Origin of the sequence: Shewanella putrefaciens (genome assembly GCF_016406325.1) — a bacterium.
GTDB classification, from domain to species: domain Bacteria; phylum Pseudomonadota; class Gammaproteobacteria; order Enterobacterales; family Shewanellaceae; genus Shewanella; species Shewanella putrefaciens.
In genome coordinates this window covers 515681-540897 of record NZ_CP066370.1, presented here as the reverse complement: position 1 = coordinate 540897, position 25217 = coordinate 515681, and the positions used below count along the sequence as shown (strand labels likewise).

Genomic DNA, 25217 nt, shown 5'->3' with positions numbered 1-25217 from the left:
TAAAAAAAATCTAATATATCTAATTACAATCAATAACCAAATCGCGTCGATTCGAAACGATTCAATAACTTATGTATCAGGTAACATAAAAGTAGCGTGCCAACGATAGCGATTAAAATACTGCTCACTCGGTATAAGGCACTGAAGATTAAATCGTTACCTGGGGTCAGATACTGGCCAAACAAAATCCCTAAGGTGGTCATAGCCCCAAAACCGACTCCAGAGCCACTCGCCTCGCGCACATGAGCTTGGCTAAAAATCATCAGTCCAATCCACAATAAAGGAACAACTAACACCAATAACCCAGACCAATCATAAAGCAGTAACTGCACGAGTATCCCAAACGACACCCCCAACAAAGTACCGATGGCGCGCTTACGGGCATAGTCGAGTGCGCCATTCCAATGCATGGGAAACAATAGTAAAAGAGTAGTCGCTTGAGCCGACATCGAATCCCGCAGATCAAATATTTGGAACACCAGAAACGATGCCGTCGCTATGGTCGCACCAAGCAAGGCTTCGTGGCGCATTCGATGCGGCGCCTTAGGCCCAGGCTTGTAAGCCGCTCTTGGTTCAACATCGGGCCAGAGTGCCGTCATAGCGTAGGCGATAACAACTGAAAGGGCTGTTGCCCAAAAGTTACTGAAAATTAAATCGTTTAAATCAACGCCGGGATAACTAGCAAAGTGCAGCATGATACTGAGACTCAACACACCGTTAGCACCAAAGAGAAACAAACTGCCGCGGGACATGGCTGCAAAGCGGTATAAAAACAGCAAAAACACGATAGGAGTCATCATGCCGGGATGGCTACCAAAGAAACCACCGAGCAACCCAACCTCTAACCCAGCTATGGCAGATGAGGCCAATAATTGGCGCATCGCATGACCATTCATTACGGGCACTAATCCGAGGAGTAGCATAGGTGTCACAGTGAAAAATACCCCGTTGCTCCAACCAAAAATTTTACACAGGGTAAAACCTAAGGTCGCGCCAGTCGCAATCCGTAAACACTGGCGTAAATCGTTGGCCGTCAATGGGCTATGGCGTAGTAACATGCTCGTCGCCTTGTTCTATCGATACATTAAATGAGGATGTTTAGCTGACTTATGCTGCGTTCATGCTTATGTTGTGAACTCTTTTACGACTCGCGGTAAATACAAATCAACCACGAGTCACTGAGACCTCAACAGCGAGAAGCGCGAGTAGATAGGCTAGTAAATGGCTAGTAAATATAGTGCAACAGGCTTATCACTTTAATTTGCACTTTAGCGAGTAAACCAAACAGGCTATTATCCGGAAGTAACTGCACCGTAGCGCGCGCACCTGAGGGTAGGTCTTTCATTCCATCGCCATCCAAAATTAAGTGCAATCTGAGCCTTTGAGCATCACGCACCCAGCGGTCAGACTCCTGCGGCGCGGCTAAACGCCCATTGGCATCGAATTGCCCTGCACTCACGCCCGCATCGACGCTGCTGACTTGAGCGCGATATAAACGACCGGGTTCGCCATCAAACGCAATCAAAGCAGTTGAAGAGGCATTAACCCCACGCAGACTTTTCTCGCGAAAATCGGCAATAATATCCACTTTATCCGAGACCAAGGCCAACAGTGGCTGACCAACAGTGGCAAAACTGCCGACCTCAAGTTGCAAGTTAGTGACGACACCATCCTGATCGGCTCGAATCTGCGTGTAAGATAGATTCAGTTCTGCCTGTTCAAGGCTATTAAGTGCTTGGCGAACTTTAAGATTTGCCTCACCATAAGCACCACGGCTCACTTTAAGTTTATCTAAGCGCGCATTGGCGGCGAGTAAATTAGCTTCCGCGGCGTCAGCATCACTATCGGCCTGATCGCGCTGTTGCTGCGATACGCCGTGGGTGGCATATAGGGCATCCAGACGTTTAGCTTCGCTGCGTTTTTGTAATGCAGTTGCTTTACTCGCATTCACATCCGCTTTAGCTGCGATAAGTGAAGCATCTAATTCGGCATTGTCTTGGCGAACTTGTTCTAGTGCCAATTTAGCTTGTGATACTGCGAGCTCATAGGGCGCGGGATCGACTTGAAACAATAAATCACCTTTAGTGACGGCTTGATTGTTCGTCACCGCTATCGTCTGAATTTTACCGCTGATCTGTGGTGTCACTTTAGTCACCACACGGGTAGCCATGGCTTGAGGTGTCAATGGCATCACTGTATCGGCAAGCATGAAATAGCCAAAAATCATCACAAAGCCAAACATGGCAAATTTTACTAAACGGGCAAATTGTTGATCTGGTGTCATCTTTTTTCTCACAAAATGGTGTCTGTTACCTTGGCTAATTTGGCGCTGGCGTTGTCACTGATCAGGCTAATAATGCGTTCAAATTCGCTGAGCTCGCTGGCACTGATCCCATCGAGTAACTCACGGCGAACTTGAATAATCCGCGCTTCCATTTGCTTTAAAACCTCTAATCCCGCAGGCGTCAAACTCACAATCCTTGCCCGCTTATCTTTGTCACAGCAATGACGCTCGACTAAGCCCTGCTCCTCTAATTGTCCTAAAGTGCGCATAAGCGAAGCCAATTCAATCTCTAGCGCATCGGCCAATACTTTTTGACTCAGGTTGTCGCCTAAACGCAGCAGTTTCCATAGGGCAGTCCAGCGTGGATGAGTTAATCCTAAAGGTGCCAATTCAACATCGGCGACAGTGCGCCACAACCGATGTAGACGGCCTAAATGTTCCGCGAGGGATAATTCCTTTAAACGCTCTAATTCTGTTTGCATCATGCTTACCAGTTTACTTAGCCTGCTAAGCATTATACTTAGTTAGCAGGCTAAGTAAATAATTGAGAATAAAAAAGATCTGTGTTCAAGACCACGAAACCAACGTAAAGAAGGAAAAATAACCTAAAAAGGTTCGTCCCCTCTCAAATATTGTCATGTTGTATCTCTATAATATTAAACAGATAATTTAGATGGATGCGCACATGAACTGGAGGCTGCTTTGATAAATCTAAAAATTAGTACGAGGATCGTTATCGGGATCTGTCTATTACTGTTAACAGCTATGAGCTTTATCATGCCGCTCGTGCTCTCCGAATTCAGTCGCCAAGTTGCTGAATCCGAACAAAGAGAACTCCATAAGCTCTATGAAACCGCAGTGGCCGAAATCGCCTCTTCGGGCAAATTAGCCGAAGCAATGGCTACCATTATCTCGCTCACACCTGAAGTGCAAAGCACCTTTGCAATGGGTGATCGTGATGAACTCACCACACGCACCTTGCCTATCTTTACCCAACTCAAGCGTGATTTTGCCGTTCAGCAATTCCAATTTCACACACCACCCGCCACATCTTTCCTGCGTTTACATCGCCCTGAAAAATTTGGCGATGATCTCACCAGCATACGTAAAACCATCGTTGAGACAAATAGCCAAAAACGCCCCCTCTATGGCTTGGAATATGGAGTGGAAGGATTGGGTATTCGCGGCTTAGTACCAATGAGTTACAACGGACAACACACAGGTTCGGTGGAATTTGGCATGTCCTTTGGTCAACCTTTTTTTGATAATTTTAAACAAGCCTATCAAGCGGAAATCGCCCTCATATTACCTGATGGTCCAAAATATAAGTTATTTGGTGCCACCTTCACGCCTGATACCCAAGCAATAAATGAGCTAAATACGGTTATGCAAGGCCATGAAGTGATCCGCACTCTCACCTTAAATAACACAACCTACGCCCTGTATCGACACGCCATAAAAGATTATTCAGGGAATGTATTTGGGGTACTCGATATCGCGATGGATAGAACCCATTCAGAGCAGACGATGGCAGATATTCGTCTTAAGCTGATCCTTATCGGTTTAGCAGCGCTATTCATTGGAACCGCCATTGCTTGGTTTATTGCCAAGGGCATTACGCGTCCTATCGCAGAAACCACCCAAGCCATGAATGATATCGCCGAAGGTGAAGGTGACTTAACCCGCCGAATCGCGGTAAATGGTAAGGATGAGATCGCAGAATTATCCATGGCATTCAACCGCTTTGTTGAAAAAATTCACAGCACAGTTTCCCAAGTTGCCAACTCTACCAGCCTGCTCGCCACCTCCGCAGAGGAAATGTCGAGCATTACGCGAGAAACCCAGCAAATGGCGAATCGCCAACACCTCGAAACCGAGCAAGTTGCTACCGCAATGAATGAAATGGCCGCAACGGTACAAGAAGTTGCCCATAACGCCACCGATGCGGCCGATGCCGCCAATCACGCCAATGACTCAACCGAACAAGGCAAATTGGTCGTACAAAAAGTGGTATCAACGATAGCGATTCTAGCCGAGGAGATAGCCACAGCAGCGAGCGCAATCAATGAATTAGAGCGTAATACCGCTGAAATTGATTCTGTGCTTGTGGTTATCCGTAATATTGCCGACCAGACTAACTTACTCGCACTCAATGCGGCAATTGAGGCCGCAAGGGCGGGTGAACAAGGTCGAGGATTTGCGGTGGTTGCCGATGAAGTGCGCACCCTTGCTAGCCGCACCCAAGCATCTACCACAGAAATTCAGCAGATGATCGAAGCGCTTCAACATAAAGCAAAATCCACGGTTAATGCGATGGAAACCAGCACCCGTACCACCCAAAGCTGCGTATCCCAAGTCCACCAAGCGGGTGAAGCACTCGAAGCCATTACCCAAGCAGTATCCACTATTAGCCAAATGAACATTCAAATTGCCAGCGCCGCAAATGAGCAATGCGCAGTTTCGGCAGAAATTAATAAAAATGTCAATAACATCAATGATATTGCGACCAATGCCACAGATAGTGCGGTACAAACTGCACGCGCTGGCGATGAACTTGCCCAACTCGCAGCCCGTTTAACAACGTTATTGGCCCAATTCAAAATTTAAAGCACAGAAAAACAAAACGCCGCATTCTCTGCGGCGTTTTTATTAGCTTATTTTATAAGATGTTATTTAGGACGCACGCCTAAAGTGTGGCAAATCGCGTAGGTCAATTCGGCGCGATTTAAGGTGTAGAAATGGAAATCCTTCACGCCTTCGCGGGACAATACTTTTACCATATCGATTGCCACGTTTGCCCCCACCAATTGGCGTGTACCCGCATCGTTTTCTAGGCCATCAAATTGCTTATGTAACCAATTAGGTAACGACACATTGGTCATGCCCGCGAAACGTTTTAGCTGGGTAAAGTTAGTCACAGGTAAGATGCCAGGCACGATTTCAACATCGATACCGGCGGCAACGCAGCGATCACGAAAACGCAGGTAAGATTCCACATCGAAGAAAAACTGGGTAATGGCACGGCTGGCACCCGCATCAATCTTACGCTTAAGGTTGATCAAATCCGCCTGTGCATTGCTCGCATCGGGGTGCACTTCTGGATAGGCCGCAACGGAAATATCAAAGTCAGCCACAGAGCGCAGCAAACGCACTAAATCGGCCGCAAAACGGGTTGGCTTTGGGCTACCTGCGGGTAAATCACCCCGTAGGGCCACTATGTCACGAATGCCCGATTTCCAGTAATGCTTAGCCAGTTCTAATAACTCTTCATCGCTGGCGTCCACTAAGGTTAAGTGCGGCGCGGCAACAAGGTCAGTTTCCTGTTGGATTCGTTCAATCACACCGTGGGTACGGTCACGCACACCTGAGTTAGCACCATAAGTCACAGACACAAACTTAGGATTCAGTGGCTCTAAACGACGGATAGAATTCCACAGGATCTGTTCCATTTCGGGGGTCGATGGCGGAAAAAACTCAAAAGAAACATTAATATCGCCATTAAGCTCAGACAAGCTCTGGTTTAGCGAATGTGAATGTTGTGCGTGATGAAAAGCCATGTGTATTTCCTCAACCGCCCTTGGCACGACTAACCGCCCATGGCACGACTCTATAGTTCAGTGGTTCAAATCAAATGGACGTTTGGACGTCTACATGTCCATATACTAGAGAAACTGAGATGCAAGTCAAGCCAAAAAATCTCCATTTGTTGCATTTTCTTATCGCTTGTAGACCAGCTTAATTTTAGTCAATAAAAAAGGACTCGAATGAGTCCTTTAAGCTTTTGAATTTAAATCTATTCCTGCAATAGATCGCGACAAATCTGGGTCAAGTCCGACTGCACTGCTGCCGCAGTCACTTCGCGGCCTGCGCCCGGCCCACGGATGATCAGCGGATTACCTTGATAGAAGGCGCTGCGGATCACAAACACGTTATCCCCCGGGGTTAAATTGGCATAGGGATGATCGGTATCAATCCACTGCAAGCCCACCTCTGCTTTCAGAGCAGCACCGCTATTGTCTAAGGATGCCACGTATCTGAGCACCTTATTCTGCTCAGCCGCCGCACCATATTGTTGCAGCAAATCGGCATCTAACTCGGCAATGCGAGCAAGAAACTGCTCTAAGGGAATATCCGCTAAATGTGCGGGCACTAATGAACGCAGCTCAATATCTTCAAGCTCTATTTCAAGGCCAATTTCACGAGCTAAAATAAGCAACTTACGCTGCATATCACGGCCGGAGAGATCGTCGCGGGGATCGGGTTCAGTAATACCTAAGCCTCTGGCTTCAATCACTAATTCTGAAAATGGCTTGCTGGTATCGTATTTCTCAAACAACCAACACAAGGTGCCAGAGAAAATCCCGCCTACCGCTTCAACACTATCACCGCTATTACGCAGATCATTTAGCGCATGCTGGATAGGCAAGCCGGCGCCGCAACTAGCATTGTAGCGCCAAAATAAGCGACGATTACCTAGTTGCTGCTTTAACTCACGGTAGAAAGGTAGTGGACCCGAGCCAGCGAGTTTGTTCGCGCTCACCACATGGATACCGCGCTCGAACAGTTCTGGATATTGCAGCGTCAAACTGGCGCTGGCACTGATATCTAAGGCCACCAGCTCATCGCAGTTAACTTGCTCTAACTGCTCAAATAAATGCTCATATTGCCAAGGCGTAGCATCTGCCTCGAATTCGGTCTGCCAATTGGCTAAGTTAATGCCAGCGGATTTGATCAACGCCTTACTGGAGCTAACTAATCCCACTAACTCAACCTTAGCCTCAAGTTCATGGTCCAGTGATGGCGAAACCGACTTAAAGAGATTGACCCAAGCCTCACCAATATTGCCCACACCGAGCAGTAAGACGCCAATGCGTTTACGCGGGCCAGCGCAGCGGCGGTGGACTTTTTGGGTTAACAGATTCACCTGTGACTGTGGCACTAGCGTCACTAGGCTTAAATCGCCACTGAACAAAGGTTTAGCATCACGGCTCAGTAAACGCGCGAAGCTGCGGCGATAATGTTCGGCGTCGGCACTCACTAATGCGACTAAACCATAATCTGTGTTGATCTGCTGATCGCTGATCCCTAATGCTTCTGCCTCAGCATCGAGTAATCTTTGAACTTGTTTTTGATTCTCAGCGGTATAGGCAAGTTCAACCCTTTGATGGGCAGATGTCCAATGGGCCAATGGCGTTAAACCCGCGGCAATCAATAAATCTAATAAACGGGTTAATTCACCCGTGAGTTTAAAGCCGAACAGGACCACAGCATTGAGATTAGTCACCACAGGCGCGCTCGCCGACGAACTGTGGGGCGCGATTAAGGTAAAGTCGGTGTGCGACGCATAACTTGAACGCACCGCTAAGCTCACTTCGGTATTGAATAACGGCTGCAAAGTGCGCGAATGCAATACTGGCGACCCTAAACGCGCTAGGCGATCGGCTTCGGCAAGTGACATACTTTTTAGTAACTTGGCATCGTTGATTTTATTAGGATCGGCGTTGAACACCCCTTCCACATCGGTCCAAATGGTCACGCGCTCAATGTCGGCAAGGCTAGCAATCAGGCTGGCACTAAAATCTGAGCCATTACGACCAAGTAACAAGGTATCGCCACGCTCGTTAGCGCAGATAAAACCTGTGATCACTAAGCGTTCATTGGGATGCGCGGCTAATAGGGCTTGTACTTTAGCGCGGGATTCCTGTACCCGAATTTGTGGCACAGCGGCTTCATCGGCCACTAAAATTGAACAGGCATCTACATGGCTTGCCGCCACGCCAGATTCGCGCAGTAGCGCCGCCATTAAGCGTGCCGACCAACGTTCACCAAAGCTCACCACATAGTTGATTTGGTAATCGTTGCGAACGTCTAAGGATAATAAGCTGATAAGTTGCGCTTTATCAGTCGCCAAACGCTCACGCAGATCGCGGGCCTGTTCATGCGACAACAACTGCTCAATCAACCCCTGTTGGTAACTGATCAGCACTTGTAACTCTTCTTGCCATAGCTGACCCGCATCACGCAGCGCTAATAATTTATACAGGAAATTCGTGCTTTTACCCGCCGCAGAGACCACTACGAGATCATCACTATGACCGTGGGTTAACAGGATATGGGCGACTCGGCGATAACAATCGGCATCCGCTAAACTGGAGCCACCAAATTTATGTAAGTGACAACGTGCCATCTATTATTCCTCTACTGACAAGCCGCAACGGCGGCTAATCCTGCTTGAATATCTGCAACTAAATCGGCGGCATCTTCAATACCCACCGATAGACGCAATAGGGTGTCTTTAATACCAGCCTCGAAGCGCGCCTGCGGCTCCATGGCTCTGTGGGTCATAGTGGCTGGCACTGCCACCAAACTTTCGACGCCACCTAAACTTTCTGCCACGCTAAATAAACTTAATGCACCTAAAAAGGCCACCACTTCGGCCTCGCCGCCTTTGAGCTCAAAGCTCAGCATAGCGCCAAAGCCTTTTTGCTGCTTGGCCGCAATGGCGTGACCAGGGTGATCCGCAAGACCGGGGTAATAGACTTTGCTCACCACAGGGCTTTGGGTTAATACCTCAATAATGCGCTGGGCATTGGCTTGATGTTCGCGAATGCGTACCGCTAGAGTACGTAGGCCGCGCAGGGTCAGATAACTGTCGAAGGCTGACCCCGTTAAGCCTAGAGTGTTCGACCACCAATGTAAGCTTTCGCCGATTTGCGCATCTTTGGCGACCACAGCGCCGCCGACCACATCGCTGTGACCATTGATATATTTAGTGGTGGAATGGATAACGATATCCGCACCTAACAATAGGGGTTGTTGCAATATCGGCGATAAAAAGGTGTTATCGACCACCACCAGCGCGCCGACATCATGGCTCGCCTTAGCAATGGCTTCGATATCCACCACACGCAATAATGGGTTCGACGGGGTTTCGAGCCACACCATCTTAGGATTCTGCGCTATGGCTGCGGCTAACGCTTGACTGTCGGTTTGATCGACCACCAGCAGCTTAAACTGGCCTTTCTTCGCTAAATTGGTAAATAAACGGTAAGAACCACCGTAACAATCATGGGGCACAACCAAGAGATCATCTGGGCCGAGTAAGGTGGTCACTAAGGTGATGGCCGCCATGCCAGTGCACGTCACTATGCCAGTGGCGCCCTTTTCTAATTGGGCTAACGCTTCGCCTAAAATACAGCGCGTTGGGTTACCTGAACGACTGTAATCAAATTCGCGGGGATTGTTATGACCATCGAAGGCGTAATTAGTCGACAAATAAATCGGTGGCACAACGGCACCATATTGAGTATCGCTTTCGATACCCTGACGCACTGCCAGTGTGGCTAATTGACGCTCTGTCATGGGTGGACTCCTAAATTCGGTAGACTGATAGAGATGTCTGGACGTCTAAATGTACCTAAGCCCAACCACATCGTCAATAGGCGTTAAGACGTTTAGACGTCTAAACATAAAGAAATCTGTTTGCAATCCCTAAGAAATAGTAGCAATAATTTGACTGTTGTTTGTAAGGGTTTAAAATCTGCCCCGAATTTAGCGTTATAACAGGTGAGTCAATGACTGAATGGAATGGGGAATATATCAGCCCCTATGCTGAACATGGCAAGAAGAATGAGCAAGTAAAGAAAATTACTGTGTCCATTCCGCTCAAAGTGCTTAAGATCCTTACGGACGAACGTACTCGTCGTCAGGTCAATAATTTACGTCACGCCACCAACAGCGAGCTGTTGTGTGAGGCATTTTTGCACGCCTACACTGGCCAGCCATTGCCTAACGATGACGATCTGTCAAAAGACAACCCAGACAGTATTCCCGCCGAAGCCAAGTTGTTGATGGACGAAATGGGGATCGAGTGGGAAGACATGGAATAGCGACTCGTCGCTTCCAAGATTGCTGTTATTTTCAAGATCACATTGCTCATCAATAGGGATCGTTAACGGTCCCTTTTTGTTTATGCCTACATAATCTCAAGCGATGAGTTTATCTTGAGATTTTGGGGTATGTAGGAACCCTATGTTTTCTATGATAGATCCCCAGACACTTGCCTTAGCCTCGCTAATCGTGTTTATGGGCGCCTTAACCCAAAGCCTGATTGGATTTGGGCTTGCGGTTGTTGCTAGCCCCTTGTTGTATATCGTCGATCCGCAGCTTGTCCCTGCACCCGTTATTGCGATGGGATTCTCTATCGCGCTACTTACCTTAGTGCGTGAGCGCGGTCATTTAGAATTCAATGGCTTGCAATATGCTCTTATCGGTCGCGTACCCGGCGGTTTTATCGGTGCCAGCCTGTTGCTGTTTGCGCCTCAACCCATACTCGGTTTATCCATCGCCGCCATTGTGACAATCGCGGTTATTCTCAGCCTATATAAATTCAGTCTCCCCGTTAATAAAGCAACCCTCTTCAGTGCGGGTGTGGTTTCAGGGATTTTCGGCAATATTGCCGCAATTGGTGGCCCGCCAATGGCGATTTTATTGGCAGGCAAAGATGCCTCGCAGTTTCGCGCAGCTTTATCGGCCTTCTTTATTTTTAGCTCTATGATTGCGCTGTGTATTTTAGCTGTAACAGGCTTGCTAGAGATCAAACACCTATGGCTCTCCTTAATGCTATTACCCTCAGTCATTTTGGGTTATTTAGTCGCAGGTAAACTCGTGGGACGCATCGATAAACATAAAACCAAAATGGCGACATTAGCCCTCTGTGCCATCAGCGCCTTAGTGTTAACGGTAAAGTCGGTTATCGAGCTATTACCCCAATAAGTGCCCTGCTTGTACAGGCAAACCTTCTCAAGATTCAAACAATAAAAAGCACTGACATTGCCAGTGCTTTTTCTTTATCTCTCAATATGTAAAGCCTATCTACACTCAGCTTAAGTAGCTTTGTCCTGCGTACACAATAAAGTGTCTCAGTGCGAGCACGCCCGTTAAGCTAGCGCAGGCAACCATGATCATTGCGCCCTTAGTATGGCGAGTCGCAGCGGGTAGCAGCATAAACAGCAATGGAATACCAAAGCCGATACCCACTACGCCAATCCAGAATACGCTTGCCCAAACACCTGTTGTCAATGAAGCCAGTGCTGCAGCCGCAGCACCACCTTTAAAGTACAAGGCGCAGAACAACATAAACAGGAACATGACTTCAATCGCCATCACAGGCAATTCTAAACCGTGCATTTTGACAAGCGTTTTATCGTGACTGTCTGTCTTAAACATCAGCAACGCCAGTACCGCGTTAGCCGCAGCGCCCGCCGATAAGCCTGACACTAAAAACAGTGCAGGCAGTACCGCAGTATTGAGCATAGGATAGGCATTCATGGCCGAAATTAAGAAGCCAGTGTAAGCCCCTACGCCAATAGCGAGGACAAACAGCAATACTTCAATCACCTTTCTAAAGGGCATAAGTAACTTAGCAATAGGCACTAAGAAACCTAAGCCCCACTTTGGCAAATCGTCACGCAATACGAGAATCGCGTAGGCAAATGCCAAGGGTGAATAAGCCAGCAGCGCCAACACCCCAATAGCCATCACTGACTGGAAGTTGTAGTTAATCAAGATTAACCAGAAATGGAATGGCTTGGTTAAATCAAACACTAAGCACGCCAAACCTAAACTGATCGCTACAGGCCCAATAATGGCCGCCGCCTTAAGAATACTGCTTTCAACTCCAGCGTTAAGCTCCTTATTCGCCCAACGTAGACCGATACCAATCAGTAAACTGCCCGCGGATAACCCCGCCATAAATAGGTAGACGGCGATAACCCAGTGCCAAGTCACTGGATCATATTGCGTCATATCGCCCCAAGTATTGTTCATAATCAAATCCCCCCTCTTTTGGTAGGAACGCGATACACCCTAGGCTTAGTGCCCAAATGGGTTTTATCTTGGTAAGTGATTTTGGTATTGAGCATGATGGCCACTTCACTCTTAGGATCATTGGCATCACCAAACACAAGCGCATCGGTTGGACACACAGTCACACAAGCAGGCTCTTCACCCCGCGCTAAACGCGTGTCTTTACAGAAGTTGCACTTATCCGCGACTTTAGTTTCTGGGTTCATAAAACGTACTTTGTAGGGGCACGCCGCCACACAGTACATACAACCCACACACTTATCTGCATGAATAGAAACAATGCCGTCTTCACCCACATAGGCAGCCCCCGTTGGGCACACCTTAACGCAGGGCGCATCTTCACACTGTTGGCAGGATACCCTGTGGTATTTGAAATGCAGATTGGGCATTTCACCATAGGGGCCTTCGACACGTACCTGTAGGCGGGTAACACCTTCAGGTACACCATTTTCACTGCGACACGCCACGTTACAAGCTTGGCAGCCGATGCACTTATTCTCGTCGTGCACCATTACATATCGTTTATTCATTTAAGCCTCCGATTAGCGCTTTGCCAGCGTGACACCCGTAGTGTGCACATTCATGCCGCACACAGGTGCTGTCACGTGGGGAAGTAAGTTTCCGCAGTGGATACCTTTGCCCGTTGCTCTGACCAACTCTTTGTTTTTAGAGCCGAAACCCATATAAGCAAATACAGTATCTGGGCGAATACCCGGCGTGACTAAGGCATGACCTTCTTCGGTACCTACGCTACTGGTGAGACGAATTGGATCGCCATTACTGATCCCTAACTTGCCCGCTGTCACTGGGTGAACCCAGATAGCGTTATCAGGCATCAGGTTCGCCAACATAGGAATATTGTGGGTGGCGCCATTGGTGTGTACAGCCACTTTGCCTTGGATAAAGTAGAGCTCGTCTGGTTTTTTCAGAGCCACTTCGCGGAACTTAATCACTCCACGCCCCGGAGCCATCGCTTCAACTTTAGCGGAGGTGAGTTCAATTTTGCCGCTTGGGGTTTTAAAGGTCAGTGCACTGGCGTAAGTGCCGTCTTCATCGGCTGGTCGCGCATTGGGGTATGCCTTAATAAACTCGGCAACCATCTTAGGTTCGCGCAACATAATAGGTTTACCAAAGCTGACAAAACCTTCATCCTTAATTCGGCGTAACAGCGCGGTATCGCGGTTCACTTGCATTAATTGCAGGGTTTCAATGTTGTCCCATGGATAAAACTCACCGAGGCCCAGTTCATTGCCAATGTCTTTAAAGATTTGCCAAGAGGGTCTTGTATCACCGAGTGTTTCAACCACTCGTTGACGCACATAGTAAGCGGGATTTTTCCCCGACCTATCGGCAATTTCTTCATCGCGCTCAAGGTAGGTTGATTCAGGTAAAATCACATCAGCATAGGCCGCAGTTTCACTGATATACACATCACACACGGCGATAAAGTCGAGCTTTTTCATGGCTTCAACAACGCGCGCTCTGTCTGTCATGGTTTGCATTGGGTTAGTGCGGGACATCACCCAGCCGTGTAACTGATATGGCACTGCACTTAAGGTCGCATCGAGAATGGTTTGGTAAATCCCCCCCGATGACCACATCATGGCGTATTGTTCTTCCACTTGGTCAATGCGTTTTGCGGCTGGTTTTGGCATATCTTTTATGCCGGGTTTGGCCAACACTGGCGCAACCGCTTCACCGGCGAGCTTGTTGTAATCACCCGGCTTTTGGCCGATATAAATCCCCCCCTTACGCTCAATGTTACCAATCAAGACGTTGGCAGCATAAAGGGCGCGGCGCATATCAAACTCTTCCGTGGTGAATGTCGCTCTATGACCAAAATCGACTACAGCATGGGGGGCTTTAGCGGCATATTCATGGGCGATACGGCGAATGTCTTTGGCGGGCACATCGGAAACCGTTTCTGCCCATTCAGGGGTATAGGCTTTCACTTCGTCGGCAAAGGCTTCAAAACCTTCAACATAACGCTCAACAAAAGCTTTATCGTATAGATTATCTTCAATTAATACATGGCATAACGCTAAGGCGACTGCGACATCGGTGCCGGGGCGAATGGCATACCATTCATCGGCCTTGTCGGCCACAATCGAGAATCTTGGCTCGAACACCACCAACTTGGCGCCTTTATCCATTTGCGCCGCCATCATGCCGCGGGTTTCGGACATGTTAATGCCTTCGTACAGGTTATGGCCGAAGTTGATAATGTATTTTGAATTGCCTAAATCACGTTTTAACTTAGTCCCAAAGATGGCTTTGGCGGCAATTTCATAACCACCGGGGCAAGTTGAAGCGTGAGTAAAGGTGTTAGGACTGCCATAAGCCGTGGCTAAATGGAACAAATGCTGTTCGAGTGATCCAGATTTTGACGAGAATGCTACGGCTTCAGGACCATGTTCCTTTTTAATTTTATTCAGATTATCCGCAATCAGTTTATAGGCTTCGTCCCAACTGATCTCAGCCCATTTGCCTTCGCCACGCTCACCCACACGTTTAAGTGGTTTAACAATACGTTGTGGATCGTACAGCAAGCTGTGACCTGCACCACCACGGGCACAGACTTTACCACCAAAGGATTTAGCCGCTTTATTGCCGCTAATGAAGACATTTTTGCCCTCAATCACCCGCGCAGAAATAGGGCAACGGGTTGAGCACATTTCACAAATACTGGCAATATCCTTGCCCATGCCCTTTAGCTGTTTATTCTCTAATGCCGCTAAGCTGCCCGGCAGCAGACTGGCTAAGGCACAGGTTGCACCGCTCGCCCCAGCACCCTTTAAAAAGGTTCGCCTATTAAGCTCTATCATGGTTACCTCCATCACGCTCATCCAACCCGTTTAATGCCTTTTGGCCATATCGAGTTAAAGTGTGCTCACTGATTTTGTTTTGCTTTTATCGTTATCAGCGCATTAAAGTTCGTTTAATGCACTTCTTCTAATCCAAGGCAATTGTTAACCCTAAAGAGGTAAGCGGATATTGTGGTAAACCACATAGGGGAGAGCGGTGTGATCTAAGGCAACGAAAAGCTAAAATCAATCTAAAAAATCGTGAATAAGATCAATAGACTTGCTGAGGACTTTTAGAGGAAAAAGATGATGCTTTTTTATAAAAAAATCATCTTCGATAAACATAAAAATTTATGAAAATACTTTAAAAATAATTAGTTAATACTGATTAAAGCGCATTTTAATCGACAAGTTCGATATCGAGACAATTGAGCAAACGAATCGCCTCATCACAACTAAATTTAGCCCCTTTGATTTTATTATTAAAAATATCAATATCGTAATTTGTCGCTTCAGAGAAATCCGCATCAGCTAATTGGGTGCGGCCAAACAGGCTATGGCTAAAATCCGTGTAGGTGAAATTGGCTCGATTGAAGCTGCCTTCTCGAAAATCCACATCGTGGGCTTTACACTCCTCAATCACTATTTCGTCGAGGGATAAACCAAGAAAAGAACTATCGTTGAGGATGCATTGTTTAAAGGAAAATGGCGCAGCAAAGGATAAACGTGGCCATGCAGCGCGGGTCCAATCTATACCGACGAGCTTACATTCTTCAAATACAACGGCATTGAACTGGCATTGGGGCACTTTGACTAAACTCAAGTTACAGCGCACAAAGCGGCACTCGATAAACTTACATTTACGGAAGGTACTCTCGCTAAAATGGCAATCCAAAAACTCGCAATCCTCAAATTCAACCTCCTGCCACTCCTGCGCATTCTCGGATAAGCCACTAAACTGCTCAGATAAAAAATGGCTACCCTGTGGTGCCGCCCTTTGGCCAATCTTACATGCCATCACCTACCCCTTTATAAAATGATTCCAATGCTATAATTCCACAGACATTGTTCAACGGCCAATTGCGCCATCATCAATAAACCTTAGGATTTTGTCCACTGCGTCGCACAAATAGCCATGGTAAATTTTGTCAAAAACGGTAGAATGTCGGCACTTTTTCGCGGCAGTCTAGAACAAGGTTCTCTCGGATTAATGGTTAGCATTTTCGAGCAAAATGACACGGGCCCAGCCCGCTTTAGCAGACCACTTTCACTGTGGTGCCAACCTTGCCCTGCGTTCGTTCCATCCCTTGCCTTATCTCCAACAAACACAATTCAAACACCGCCCGAAAACAACATTTTTGCTGTTCAAGATTTAACATCAAATCCCACCAATGGACTTCTCCAATTAAATGGTAAGCCTTTGGTAAATAATAAAAAGATTGTACTAAACAAGGCGCTCGCTCGAAGCATGGCCCTAGTGCAAACCGACACCTATAAAAACCTTATCCCTACACTCTTAATCCAAAGGAATACTCGTCATGAGTCTTGCTGATTCCGTATTAGCCGTGAACAACGATTTACCCATCCGTACCGACAGCCCAGTCCACAGCGGCAAGGTACGTAGCGTTTACTGGCTAACCGACGCCGACAGCCGCCGTTTAATCAAAACCAAGGGTTATAACGTCCCCGAAGATACCCCGCTCGCCATCATGGTGATAAGCGACCGTATCTCCGCCTTCGACTGTATCTTCCACGGTGAAGGTGGTTTAAAAGGCATCCCAGGTAAAGGCGCTGCATTAAATGCCATTTCTAATCATTGGTTTAAGCTGTTCGCCGAAAACGGCCTAGCCGACAGCCATATTTTGGATATCCCGCATCCCTTCGTATGGATAGTCCAAAAAGCCCGTCCCATTAAAGTCGAAGCCATTTGCCGCCAGTACATCACAGGCTCCATGTGGCGCGCCTACTCTAAGGGCGAGCGTGTATTCTGTGGCATCACACTGCCAGAAGGCTTAGAGAAAGATCAAAAGCTGCCTGACTTACTGATCACCCCTTCAACTAAGGGCATTTTAACCGGCATCCCAGGCGTGCCAGCCCAAGATGACGTTAACATCAGCCGCAGCGATATCGAAGCTAATTACCAAGCCTTTGGTTTTGAAAAATTAGAAGATATCGACCTGTACGAAAAACTATTAAAAGATGGCTTTAAGGTTATTTCAAAAGCACTGGCCGACATTGACCAAGTGTTTGTCGATACCAAGTTCGAGTTTGGCTATGTGACCGACAAAGATGGCAACTCAAAGCTGATTTATATGGATGAAGTCGGCACCCCAGACTCATCACGTATTTGGGACGGCGCCGCCTACCGCGATGGTAAGATTTTGGAAAACTCCAAAGAGGGTTTCCGCCAGTTCCTGCTAAATCATTTCCCTGATCCTGATGTGCTGCTCAACAAAGACAGAATGCCAGAGCGTGAAGCCCTCGCCCGCGACAATGACCTCCCACTTGAGGCCATGATGCAAGTGTCACGCACTTACACCGGCGTTGCCGAGAAAGTGACTGGCGCGGCGATTCCGCTTCCAGCGAATCCAAAGGCAGATATTATTAAGATCCTACGGGAAGAGTATGATCTGATTCTCTAGTAGAGAGTTGTAAGCAAATCTGAGGTTTTGGGTGGTTTACCCATAGCTGAATAGTAAAAAAGGCGCTTAGGCCTGTCTCTTATACACAAATCCCCCGATAAATTCGGGGATTTTTTTGAACTCGCGCTGATGTTGTTGATCTGATCTACAAAACAACTTTAGGCGCACGCTATGAATTTTATTTCCAACCCAGCACAATGGGCCCAACATCTCTTCCAACATGCCAGTTTAGGTGATGCTCGGCGCGTCAAACGCTTGATAGCATTATCGGCAACGCTGGCTGCTCATATGGGAAAATCTGTGCCGCAAGCCAGTCAAACTACCGCTGATATTGAAGCCGCTTACCGTTTTATCCGCAATGAGGCCATTTCGGCCGATGCCATCGCCGAAGCAGGCTTTATGGCAACGAAGCAAGAAGCCTTAGCATTTGACACCTTACTGGCACTGGAAGACACCAGCTCGCTAAATTTTTCTCACAAAGGGGTCCGTGATGAACTGGGACATATTACATCTCATCTATCGAGCCGCGGATTTCAAGCACATTCAGTATTGCTGTACGCACCATCACATAACCAACTGATTGGTTTAATTGAACAACATTTGCGGACCCGCGACATAGCTACGATGGGAAAGCACAAAAACGCAACCAAAAGACCTTACTGGGAAAAAGAGAGTTTTAAATGGCAGCAGGCCTCACAAAATGTCGCTAACCGTTTGGGTCAACACATGGCACATGCGGTCAGCGTCTGTGACCGCGAAGCGGATTTAATTGAGTACCTGCAATATAAACTCGAACATCAGCAACGGTTTGTGGTGCGTTCGATGATAAGTCGGCATATAGAAGAAGCCGAAGGTAAGTTACATCTGTACGGCCATTCGTTGCAAAGTGCTGGGGAGCGAATGGTAGAGGTGGTACAAAAAGGTGGCCGCAAAGCCAGAGTCGCGACCTGTGAAGTCCGTTTTGCACCGGTAACCCTGAAAATGCCCAGCAATAAAGTTGGCGAAAGTACGCCGTTGTTTTATGTCAGTTGTATTGAAAAAGGCAATGACGATGGATTGTGCTGGCACCTGCTGACGTCGGAGCCCGTCACCACGACGGAACAAGCACTGACGATCTTGTGCTGGTATGAAAAGCGCTGGCTGATAGAGGACTTTCATAAATCCTGGAAAAGCGGTGGGACTCAGGTTGAAGATTTGCGCTTACAAAGCAAAGGTAATTTGGAGCGTATGATTACGATCCTAGCGTTTATAGCGGTGCGAGTTCAGCAGTTGCGCCATCTTGGGTTACAAGAAGAACAGGCAAAGCAACAAAGTTGTGAGACATTGTTGGGTTGCAAAGCGTGGAAATTACTGTGGCTGAAAGTTGAACAATGCAAACCACCCAAGCAAGCACCCAGTGTGCATTGGGCTTACCTAAGTTTAGGAAAATTAGCGGGTTGGCACGATAGTAAAGGAACGGGTGTAGTAGGTTGGGAGCGGTTATGGGAAGGATGGTTCAAACTGCAAACCATCCTTGAAGGCTACGAATTGGCTCTATCTCTTGAACACGAGATGTGATCAAGAGATAGGCTTAGGCGCCTTTTTCTTTAAGTTATTCATAAACTAAACCAATACATCGCTGATGATTAAGCACTGTCATTCCAGTGACACGCCATAAACTCATCCATGAGGGCTCGACGACGGCATCCATGCCGTCAACGGTCACTTACATGCCAATGCTTAATTCAACCAACTCCCCAGTAATCTGCATGCCTTTTTACAAGCATACACTTTGCAAATTTAACAATGGGTGGCTCGTTAAATTGTTAGCTGTTAATCTCAAAAGAGTGCAGCCTGCCCTATCTTTGTCTTAAAAAGCCATGGGGTAATAGTTTTGGGACAGAGGTTATTTTGTCGATATAGCAGGGGTTAATGAAGAAATCATTAGACGATATGTGCGCCATCAAGGTAAATAAGATCTGGAACACGAGGCTAAATTATCGTGGCAGACGATGTAGGCTCTTGGAATAGCTCCTTCCAGGGAAAAGGGTAGTGTTCAAATTTCTGTGTCATTTCTTTAAGCTATACCAAAAAGAGATGATTTATGACCACACCTACTTTTGATATCAATGCTGCCATTCAAGCACTACGTGAAGGTAAAGACCTCACAGGCAAGGATGGCATCTTAACCCCTTTGATTAAGCAACTCACTGAAGCGGCCTTAGCCGCAGAGTTGGATGGCCATTTGGCGAGCACTGAAGGCGCCAATCGTAAAAACGGTAAAACCACCAAAACGGTTAAAAGCCCCATTGGCAACTTTGAGTTGAACACGCCCAGAGACAGAGCGGGCACCTTCGACCCTCAATTAGTCAAAAAGCACCAAACCCAGCTTACCGATGAAATGGAGCGTAAAATCATTGGCTTATTTTCATTAGGCTCCAGCTACCAAGATATTCGCGCGCATATCGAGGACATGTACGGCATGTCGATGTCCAACGGCACGGTGAATGCCATCACTGACAAGTTATTACCTGAACTTCAGGCATGGCGTGAGCGCGAACTAGAGCCGCTTTACCCCGTCATATGGCTCGATGCGATTCACTATAAAATCAAAGAGAACGGCCGCTTTATCAGCAAAGCGGTTTACACCATTTTAGCGCTTAATGTCGAAGGTAAAAAAGAGCTATTAGGCTTATATCTGTCTGATAATGAAGGCGCTCACCATTGGTTAAGCGTGCTAACCGACTTGGATAACCGTGGGGTGAAAGACATCCTCATCGCCTGCGTTGATGGCCTCAAAGGCTTTCCTGAAGCCATTGAGACCATTTACCCGCAGACGGAAGTGCAACTGTGTGTCATCCACCAAATTCGCAACTCGATGAAGTATGTTGCTTCAAAGCATCAAAAGGCCTTCATGGCGGATTTAAAGTGCGTTTATAAGGCTGCCACCTTGAATGCGGCTGAGATGGCACTGGATGAACTGGAGACGAAATGGGGCGATAAATACCCTGTGGTGATTAAGTCATGGCGTAACAAGTGGGCACTGTTATCGGTGTATTTCAAATACCCTGACTATGTCCGCACTGCCATCTACACCACCAATGCGGTTGAAGCGGTACATAGGCAATTCAGAAAGTTAACCAAAACAAAGGGCGGTTTTGCTAACGAGAATAGTTTACTCAAGCTGCTTTACGCGGGTATATTGAAGGCCTCAGAGCGCTGGACTCACCCCATCCAAAATTGGAATTTGACGCTATCACAGCTCTCAATCCATTTTGAGGGGCGCTTAGAAAACCATATCGATCTGTGAAATTAATCTGACACAGAATTATGAACAGCCTCGGGAAAAGTCAAAGCCGCCTTCTAAAAAGGCGAGTTCTTTACTGAGAGTAAGCTGGCTACATTTTAAAATGTTATTCTGTAAATTAATAGTTTAGTATTAAAGTATCTATTTTTAATGCAGTAAATTTCTAGATCTTAATTTTTGAAAGAAAATATAATTATATACCTGTATTTAAACCTAAAAAAACCACTAAAGTGCTTCACTCCTATAATACTATTTAAAACATGCTCATCTTTTATATTATAATTTCAATTCCGTCAATAATTATTCTACTATTAACCCCACATATTTCAACTCATATCTGTCATTAACAACTTCATTGTAAACTAAGGTTTAATAAGAATCATGTTTATATGTTTTAATGGGAAATCTCAAAAACAGTTGAAAAGCAATTAACATCCAGATCACGGCAAGCTCCTCTCCTTTCATAAAAACACAACTCCTATCTAAAAATTAATTAAAAATCTATATATCTTTATTTAACTCGTTATGTGTATCAAAATAAAAACCCTGAAAATAGTCGAATGGCAAATAATAAACAGTCAAAAAATCCTGCTTTGATTGGACCTTTTCTGCGATAAGCTTGGCATTATTATACTTTAATCCATATAAGTGATCAGTAAATCCATTGATATCATTCTTTAAATTGACTAAATGGACATCCATCGTTAATGGCGAGGTAGTTAACCTCCGACTATGCTTTGGTTAAGCATTAAACAAGGAGGTTTGTATGCCGCGCCCTCGCAGAACTCAGATTAGTCTTGAAGACACCCCTTTTTATCACTGTTGCAGTCGTGTCGTTCGACGTGCTTTTTTGTGTGGCGATGATAGTTACTCAGGTAAAAACTATGACCATCGCCGCGCTTGGGTAGAGTCGCTATTGTTTGAACTCGAAGCCGTTTTTGCAATAGATGTGGTGGCCTTTGCGGTGATGTCCAATCATCTACATGTGGTTTTACGCATTGATGTAGAGACAGCAAACCGCTGGAGCGACAGGGAGGTGCTTGAGCAATGGCATAAGCTATTTAAAGGCGATGAATTAACGCAAAAATTCGCCAAAGGTGGGTTGGTTGAAGCGGACGAGGTCAACAGATTAAGGCATTCAATCGCCATTTATCGCAGCCGTTTATGTGATATCAGTTGGTTCATGCGTTGCTTAAACGAGCCGATAGCAAGACAAGCAAATCAAGAAGATAACTGTACTGGGCGTTTTTGGGAAGGTCGATTTAAATCGCAAGCTCTACTTGATGAAGCTGCCGTTTTAGCCTGTATGACTTATGTTGATTTGAATCCCATCAGAGCCCAAATGGCCGATACACTTGAGCAATCAGCTCATACCAGTATTCAGCTCCGAATTCAGGCGGCATTGAAAGATGAGCAGCCCAAAAATCTATTGCCTTTTATCGGCAATGAACGCGATAACCAACCCATTGGCATTACGTTTTCATTAATAGATTACCTTCAATTGGTGGATGATACCGGTCGAATTATTCGAAATGATAAACTAGGTGCAATCACTGAAAATAGCGCCAAGTTCCTGACAAGATTAAATATCCACCATGACAATTGGCTTAAGCTTACCACCGAGTTTGGTAAGCTATTTCATGGCCCTGTGGGAACCTTGCAAGAACTGACTGATTACTGCGAACACTTAGAAAAGCGACGACGGCACTTTGCCAAATGCTGTCAGCACCTCAACGCTGGCTGATTTCAATCCTGCATCATTAACCGTGCCTTTCACAACAGCCAACAAGAGAATGGCTTAGGTATTTTTTACTAAAAATCTAAGTTTTTCAGCAAAATAGGCTAATAGAGTTAGTCCTCATCCTCTGGAGCAATACCTCGCAAGCTTTTTAGCCGCTAAGTGACTTTTAGTCACTTGGGTGCTAACTGAAAGTACATTATGTTCTTGTTTTATATTGGGTGGCCTGATTTGTTTCTGATTTGTTTTTCCTGATTTGTTTTTGATTTGTTTTGCCTGATTTGTTTTGTTGCCCGCTGTTCTGATTAGCTTGTTTAGGTTTCATAAGAATCATGTTCATATGCTTTAATGGGAAAGCTCAAAAAAATAGTAGAAAGTAATTAATCCAGAATACGACAAGTTTCTCTTCCTTCATAAAATCACAACTCCAAACATTAAATTTAAAAGACCTATATACAATTATTTAACTCGTTATGTGTATCAAAATAAAAACCCTGAAAATAGTCAAATGGCAAATAATAAACAGTCAAAAAATCCTGCTTTGATTGGACCTTTTCTGCGATAAGCTTGGCATTATTATACTTTAATCTATATAAGTGATCAGTAAATCCATTGATATCATTCTTTATACTTTTATAAACAATATCCATATCGATTTTTATATATTGATAGTCATCTACAAAAATGTGTGTTTTCTTTTCAAAAGAATAATCATCTGCCGCAAAATCAATATCGTCAACCAACATTTTGTAGAATACATTTTTTATATTTACATCTGTTTCATACTGCCTTTCTGTAACTTCGTAAACAAGCTTTACTCCCTTCATCTTTAGTTCTTTATTTGCAATAGTTAGTATATCAACTACTTTAGGGTCAACAAGTAAATAACGGTCTATATTTAAAAAGTATTTATAGCCACTAAGATTAAGTATTCCCCAGTTTTTAGTCAGATTAAGAAGTTGATGTTTTATTAACCTTTTACCCTTATCAACACTCATGGTATCAAAATACTCTTCAATATTGTTACTCGGGTTATAATGGGGCCTTGATAACATTTCTACCGCATATAACTTTCCATATCTATCAATAATATGCTGAAAAATATAATAGTGCTCACAACCTTTTTTTCACAATTTAATCCAAAAAAAACACAACGTTTGCAAAGAGTATCTTTCAGCAACCTAAACATCAATTCTCTCCATAATATTTCTATATTTGTAGTAAATTATTAAACTACCAACAAATAACTAGCAAGAAATATTGCCAAAGAGACCAATGTGTCAAAAATATGACTCAATGATAATAAAAGGTGATAATATCGTTTCAAAAAAAATTAAGATTAACAATGGTTGCAGTTCTTCGTATTATCAAATTATGTATCATTCAGAGAGCCAATAAATCCTACCACCCATTGTAAAACAATAATATAATGCATTTTTGATATGGGGTAGAGTAACGGCAAGCCGCCATAGGCGACTTCCGCGCTAAAAGCACTAGAAAGCACTATTCGAATGGACATTGCTTAGCTAAATAGGTCGATATGGCTTTCTAAGCCCGCTACAAATGGAGGACAAGATCTATTTCTCCCAACACTAATTGTCAATTGCTGCAATTTTTTTAAAGATTCCATCTAACTAATCATTATTATAAGTCGTTTCTTGAGTTAAATGACCATCTTCATTATAGCTTTTCCAAATACCTTCTTTCTTACCATTTTCATAAGTTCCTTCTACTTCTATTATACCATTTTTATAATAACTCTTAAAAAGCCCCTCTCGCTCTCCATTTTTATAATATTCCTCAGCTTGCAATATTCCTTCCTCATCATAGGCTTTATAAAGACCATCTAATTGATCATTTTTATAAACGCCTTCCGCCTCTAATTTACCGTATTCATTATAATATTTAAACAGACCATTTCTAACACCATTAACATAGGTTTTTTCCACTGTTAATCTACCATTTTCATTATAACACCTCCAAACACCTTCTAATTTTCCATTTATATACAACGCTTCATTCTCTAGTTCACCATTACAATGATAAGTTCGATAAAAACCGTCTTCTTTCCCATTTTTAAAAATTTGTACTGTTACTTGACCGTTTTCATTATAATATTTCCAAACACCTTCTAAAGTCCCATTTTCATAAGTCAATTCCGACTCTAACTGACCGTTTCTATAATAGCTTTTACAAATACCCTCTTCTTTCCCATTTACATAAAACTTTTCCTCCGTTAGTTTTCCATTAGACCAATAATGCTTATAAATGCCTTCTCTATTGCCTTTTCTATAAGTTCCCTCTTTTTCTAACTGACCGTCTTTATAATAACTATTACAAATACCATCTAACACTCCATCTTTATAATTTTCTTCTTTTTCTAGCAGGCCGTTTTCATAATAACTATTACGAATACCATCTAACTTTCCATCTTCATAATTTTCCTCAATCCTTAGTTGACCATTTTTATAATGACCTGTTACTTTCCCTGTAAATATTTTTTTACTCATTTTGCTATACCATAATTAAGATAACTAAAATTCAACTCCGAAGTGCGATACTCTAATCGGAGAATAGAAGCAAGATTAACGCCCAA

At 45.0% G+C, this 25217-nt stretch carries 19 protein-coding genes and 1 pseudogene; 8 read left to right on the top strand and 12 right to left on the bottom strand.

Annotated features, from left to right (window positions below; genetic code table 11):
- Window positions 1–29 precede the first annotated feature (29 nt).
- From JEZ96_RS02495 to slyA, 3 genes are all read right to left on the bottom strand, one after another.
- Window positions 30–1058, bottom strand: a complete 1029-nt coding sequence (locus JEZ96_RS02495; RefSeq protein ID WP_011918619.1) for a DUF2955 domain-containing protein — start codon at window positions 1056–1058, stop codon at window positions 30–32.
- Between the two features lie 167 nt (window positions 1059–1225).
- On the bottom strand, window positions 1226–2284 hold the full coding sequence (locus JEZ96_RS02490; RefSeq protein WP_025008381.1) for an HlyD family secretion protein: 1059 nt from the start codon (window positions 2282–2284) through the stop codon (window positions 1226–1228).
- Between the two features lie 8 nt (window positions 2285–2292).
- On the bottom strand, window positions 2293–2766 hold the full coding sequence (gene slyA, locus JEZ96_RS02485) for a transcriptional regulator SlyA (protein WP_025008382.1): 474 nt from the start codon (window positions 2764–2766) through the stop codon (window positions 2293–2295).
- 223 nt (window positions 2767–2989) lie between these two features.
- Between slyA and JEZ96_RS02480 the strand changes: the two genes are divergently transcribed.
- Window positions 2990–4891, top strand: coding sequence for a methyl-accepting chemotaxis protein (locus JEZ96_RS02480; RefSeq protein ID WP_061783467.1), 1902 nt, complete (start codon window positions 2990–2992; stop codon window positions 4889–4891).
- Window positions 4892–4953: 62 nt separating this feature from the next.
- Here the strand turns inward: JEZ96_RS02480 and metF are convergent, their stop codons facing one another.
- The 3 genes from metF to metB form a co-directional block, all read right to left on the bottom strand.
- Window positions 4954–5841 carry a methylenetetrahydrofolate reductase gene (gene metF, locus JEZ96_RS02475; RefSeq protein WP_011790795.1) on the bottom strand — a complete coding sequence of 296 codons (888 nt, stop codon included), beginning with the start codon at window positions 5839–5841 and terminating at the stop codon, window positions 4954–4956.
- A 236-nt stretch (window positions 5842–6077) separates the two neighbouring features.
- Window positions 6078–8471, bottom strand: coding sequence for a bifunctional aspartate kinase/homoserine dehydrogenase II (locus JEZ96_RS02470; protein ID WP_198779846.1), 2394 nt, complete (start codon window positions 8469–8471; stop codon window positions 6078–6080).
- A gap of 11 nt (window positions 8472–8482) precedes the next feature.
- A complete protein-coding gene (gene metB / locus JEZ96_RS02465; RefSeq protein ID WP_061783463.1) occupies window positions 8483–9646 on the bottom strand; it encodes a cystathionine gamma-synthase in 1164 nt (387 codons plus the stop codon).
- A gap of 212 nt (window positions 9647–9858) precedes the next feature.
- Here metB and metJ point away from each other — a divergent pair, with 212 nt between their 5' ends.
- Both metJ and JEZ96_RS02455 read left to right on the top strand, forming a co-directional pair.
- Entirely contained in the window at window positions 9859–10173 is a 315-nt protein-coding gene (metJ, locus tag JEZ96_RS02460; protein WP_011790798.1) for a met regulon transcriptional regulator MetJ, read from the top strand.
- A gap of 142 nt (window positions 10174–10315) precedes the next feature.
- Window positions 10316–11059, top strand: a complete 744-nt coding sequence (locus JEZ96_RS02455; RefSeq protein ID WP_011790799.1) for a sulfite exporter TauE/SafE family protein — start codon at window positions 10316–10318, stop codon at window positions 11057–11059.
- Window positions 11060–11164: 105 nt separating this feature from the next.
- Here JEZ96_RS02455 and nrfD read toward each other — a convergent pair whose 3' ends face one another.
- The 4 genes from nrfD to JEZ96_RS02435 form a co-directional block, all read right to left on the bottom strand.
- Window positions 11165–12112, bottom strand: coding sequence for an NrfD/PsrC family molybdoenzyme membrane anchor subunit (gene nrfD / locus JEZ96_RS02450; protein WP_014609796.1), 948 nt, complete (start codon window positions 12110–12112; stop codon window positions 11165–11167).
- Between the two features lie 2 nt (window positions 12113–12114).
- Entirely contained in the window at window positions 12115–12681 is a 567-nt protein-coding gene (locus JEZ96_RS02445) for a 4Fe-4S dicluster domain-containing protein (RefSeq protein WP_011790801.1), read from the bottom strand.
- A gap of 12 nt (window positions 12682–12693) precedes the next feature.
- A complete protein-coding gene (gene phsA / locus JEZ96_RS02440) occupies window positions 12694–14976 on the bottom strand; it encodes a thiosulfate reductase PhsA (protein ID WP_061783462.1) in 2283 nt (760 codons plus the stop codon).
- A 379-nt stretch (window positions 14977–15355) separates the two neighbouring features.
- Window positions 15356–15973: a pentapeptide repeat-containing protein gene (locus JEZ96_RS02435; RefSeq protein WP_025008385.1), complete on the bottom strand. Its 618-nt coding sequence runs from the start codon at window positions 15971–15973 to the stop codon at window positions 15356–15358.
- Window positions 15974–16493: 520 nt separating this feature from the next.
- On the opposite strand from JEZ96_RS02435, the gene JEZ96_RS02430 reads away from it, so the two are divergent.
- The 5 genes and pseudogenes from JEZ96_RS02430 to JEZ96_RS02410 all read left to right on the top strand — a co-directional run bounded on the left by JEZ96_RS02430 (window position 16494) and on the right by JEZ96_RS02410 (window position 22627).
- The gene (locus JEZ96_RS02430; RefSeq protein ID WP_011918610.1) at window positions 16494–17597 is read left to right on the top strand and encodes a phosphoribosylaminoimidazolesuccinocarboxamide synthase; all 1104 of its coding nucleotides are present in this window, start codon (window positions 16494–16496) and stop codon (window positions 17595–17597) included.
- A 171-nt stretch (window positions 17598–17768) separates the two neighbouring features.
- Entirely contained in the window at window positions 17769–19154 is a 1386-nt protein-coding gene (locus JEZ96_RS02425; RefSeq protein WP_025008858.1) for an IS4-like element ISSpu12 family transposase, read from the top strand.
- A 279-nt stretch (window positions 19155–19433) separates the two neighbouring features.
- Window positions 19434–19552: pseudogene (locus JEZ96_RS02420) on the top strand (transposase); the annotation flags it as partial.
- 128 nt (window positions 19553–19680) lie between these two features.
- Window positions 19681–20886, top strand: coding sequence for an IS256-like element ISSod5 family transposase (locus JEZ96_RS02415; RefSeq protein ID WP_025008689.1), 1206 nt, complete (start codon window positions 19681–19683; stop codon window positions 20884–20886).
- Between the two features lie 763 nt (window positions 20887–21649).
- Window positions 21650–22627: a hypothetical protein gene (locus JEZ96_RS02410; RefSeq protein WP_025008687.1), complete on the top strand. Its 978-nt coding sequence runs from the start codon at window positions 21650–21652 to the stop codon at window positions 22625–22627.
- Window positions 22628–23070: 443 nt separating this feature from the next.
- On the opposite strand, the gene JEZ96_RS02405 is transcribed toward JEZ96_RS02410, so the two are convergent.
- Window positions 23071–23676, bottom strand: coding sequence for an EAL domain-containing protein (locus JEZ96_RS02405; protein WP_025008686.1), 606 nt, complete (start codon window positions 23674–23676; stop codon window positions 23071–23073).
- A gap of 579 nt (window positions 23677–24255) precedes the next feature.
- Window positions 24256–25131: a toxin-antitoxin system YwqK family antitoxin gene (locus JEZ96_RS02400; RefSeq protein ID WP_025008685.1), complete on the bottom strand. Its 876-nt coding sequence runs from the start codon at window positions 25129–25131 to the stop codon at window positions 24256–24258.
- Window positions 25132–25217 lie beyond the last annotated feature (86 nt).

Bases quoted from the DNA above. Each gene is read 5' to 3' on its own strand.
- JEZ96_RS02495 (WP_011918619.1), bottom strand. From the start codon at position 1,058: ATGTTACTACGCCATAGCCCATTGACGGCCAACGATTTACGCCAGTGT.
- JEZ96_RS02490 (WP_025008381.1), bottom strand. From the start codon at position 2,284: ATGACACCAGATCAACAATTTGCCCGTTTAGTAAAATTTGCCATGTTT.
- slyA (WP_025008382.1), bottom strand. From the start codon at position 2,766: ATGCAAACAGAATTAGAGCGTTTAAAGGAATTATCCCTCGCGGAACAT.
- metF (WP_011790795.1), bottom strand. From the start codon at position 5,841: ATGGCTTTTCATCACGCACAACATTCACATTCGCTAAACCAGAGCTTG.
- JEZ96_RS02470 (WP_198779846.1), bottom strand. From the start codon at position 8,471: ATGGCACGTTGTCACTTACATAAATTTGGTGGCTCCAGTTTAGCGGAT.
- metB (WP_061783463.1), bottom strand. From the start codon at position 9,646: ATGACAGAGCGTCAATTAGCCACACTGGCAGTGCGTCAGGGTATCGAA.
- metJ (WP_011790798.1), top strand. From the start codon at position 9,859: ATGACTGAATGGAATGGGGAATATATCAGCCCCTATGCTGAACATGGC.
- JEZ96_RS02455 (WP_011790799.1), top strand. From the start codon at position 10,316: ATGTTTTCTATGATAGATCCCCAGACACTTGCCTTAGCCTCGCTAATC.
- nrfD (WP_014609796.1), bottom strand. From the start codon at position 12,112: ATGAACAATACTTGGGGCGATATGACGCAATATGATCCAGTGACTTGG.
- JEZ96_RS02445 (WP_011790801.1), bottom strand. From the start codon at position 12,681: ATGAATAAACGATATGTAATGGTGCACGACGAGAATAAGTGCATCGGC.
- phsA (WP_061783462.1), bottom strand. From the start codon at position 14,976: ATGATAGAGCTTAATAGGCGAACCTTTTTAAAGGGTGCTGGGGCGAGC.
- JEZ96_RS02435 (WP_025008385.1), bottom strand. From the start codon at position 15,973: ATGGCATGTAAGATTGGCCAAAGGGCGGCACCACAGGGTAGCCATTTT.
- JEZ96_RS02430 (WP_011918610.1), top strand. From the start codon at position 16,494: ATGAGTCTTGCTGATTCCGTATTAGCCGTGAACAACGATTTACCCATC.
- JEZ96_RS02425 (WP_025008858.1), top strand. From the start codon at position 17,769: ATGAATTTTATTTCCAACCCAGCACAATGGGCCCAACATCTCTTCCAA.
- JEZ96_RS02415 (WP_025008689.1), top strand. From the start codon at position 19,681: ATGACCACACCTACTTTTGATATCAATGCTGCCATTCAAGCACTACGT.
- JEZ96_RS02410 (WP_025008687.1), top strand. From the start codon at position 21,650: ATGCCGCGCCCTCGCAGAACTCAGATTAGTCTTGAAGACACCCCTTTT.
- JEZ96_RS02405 (WP_025008686.1), bottom strand. From the start codon at position 23,676: ATGTTATCAAGGCCCCATTATAACCCGAGTAACAATATTGAAGAGTAT.
- JEZ96_RS02400 (WP_025008685.1), bottom strand. From the start codon at position 25,131: ATGAGTAAAAAAATATTTACAGGGAAAGTAACAGGTCATTATAAAAAT.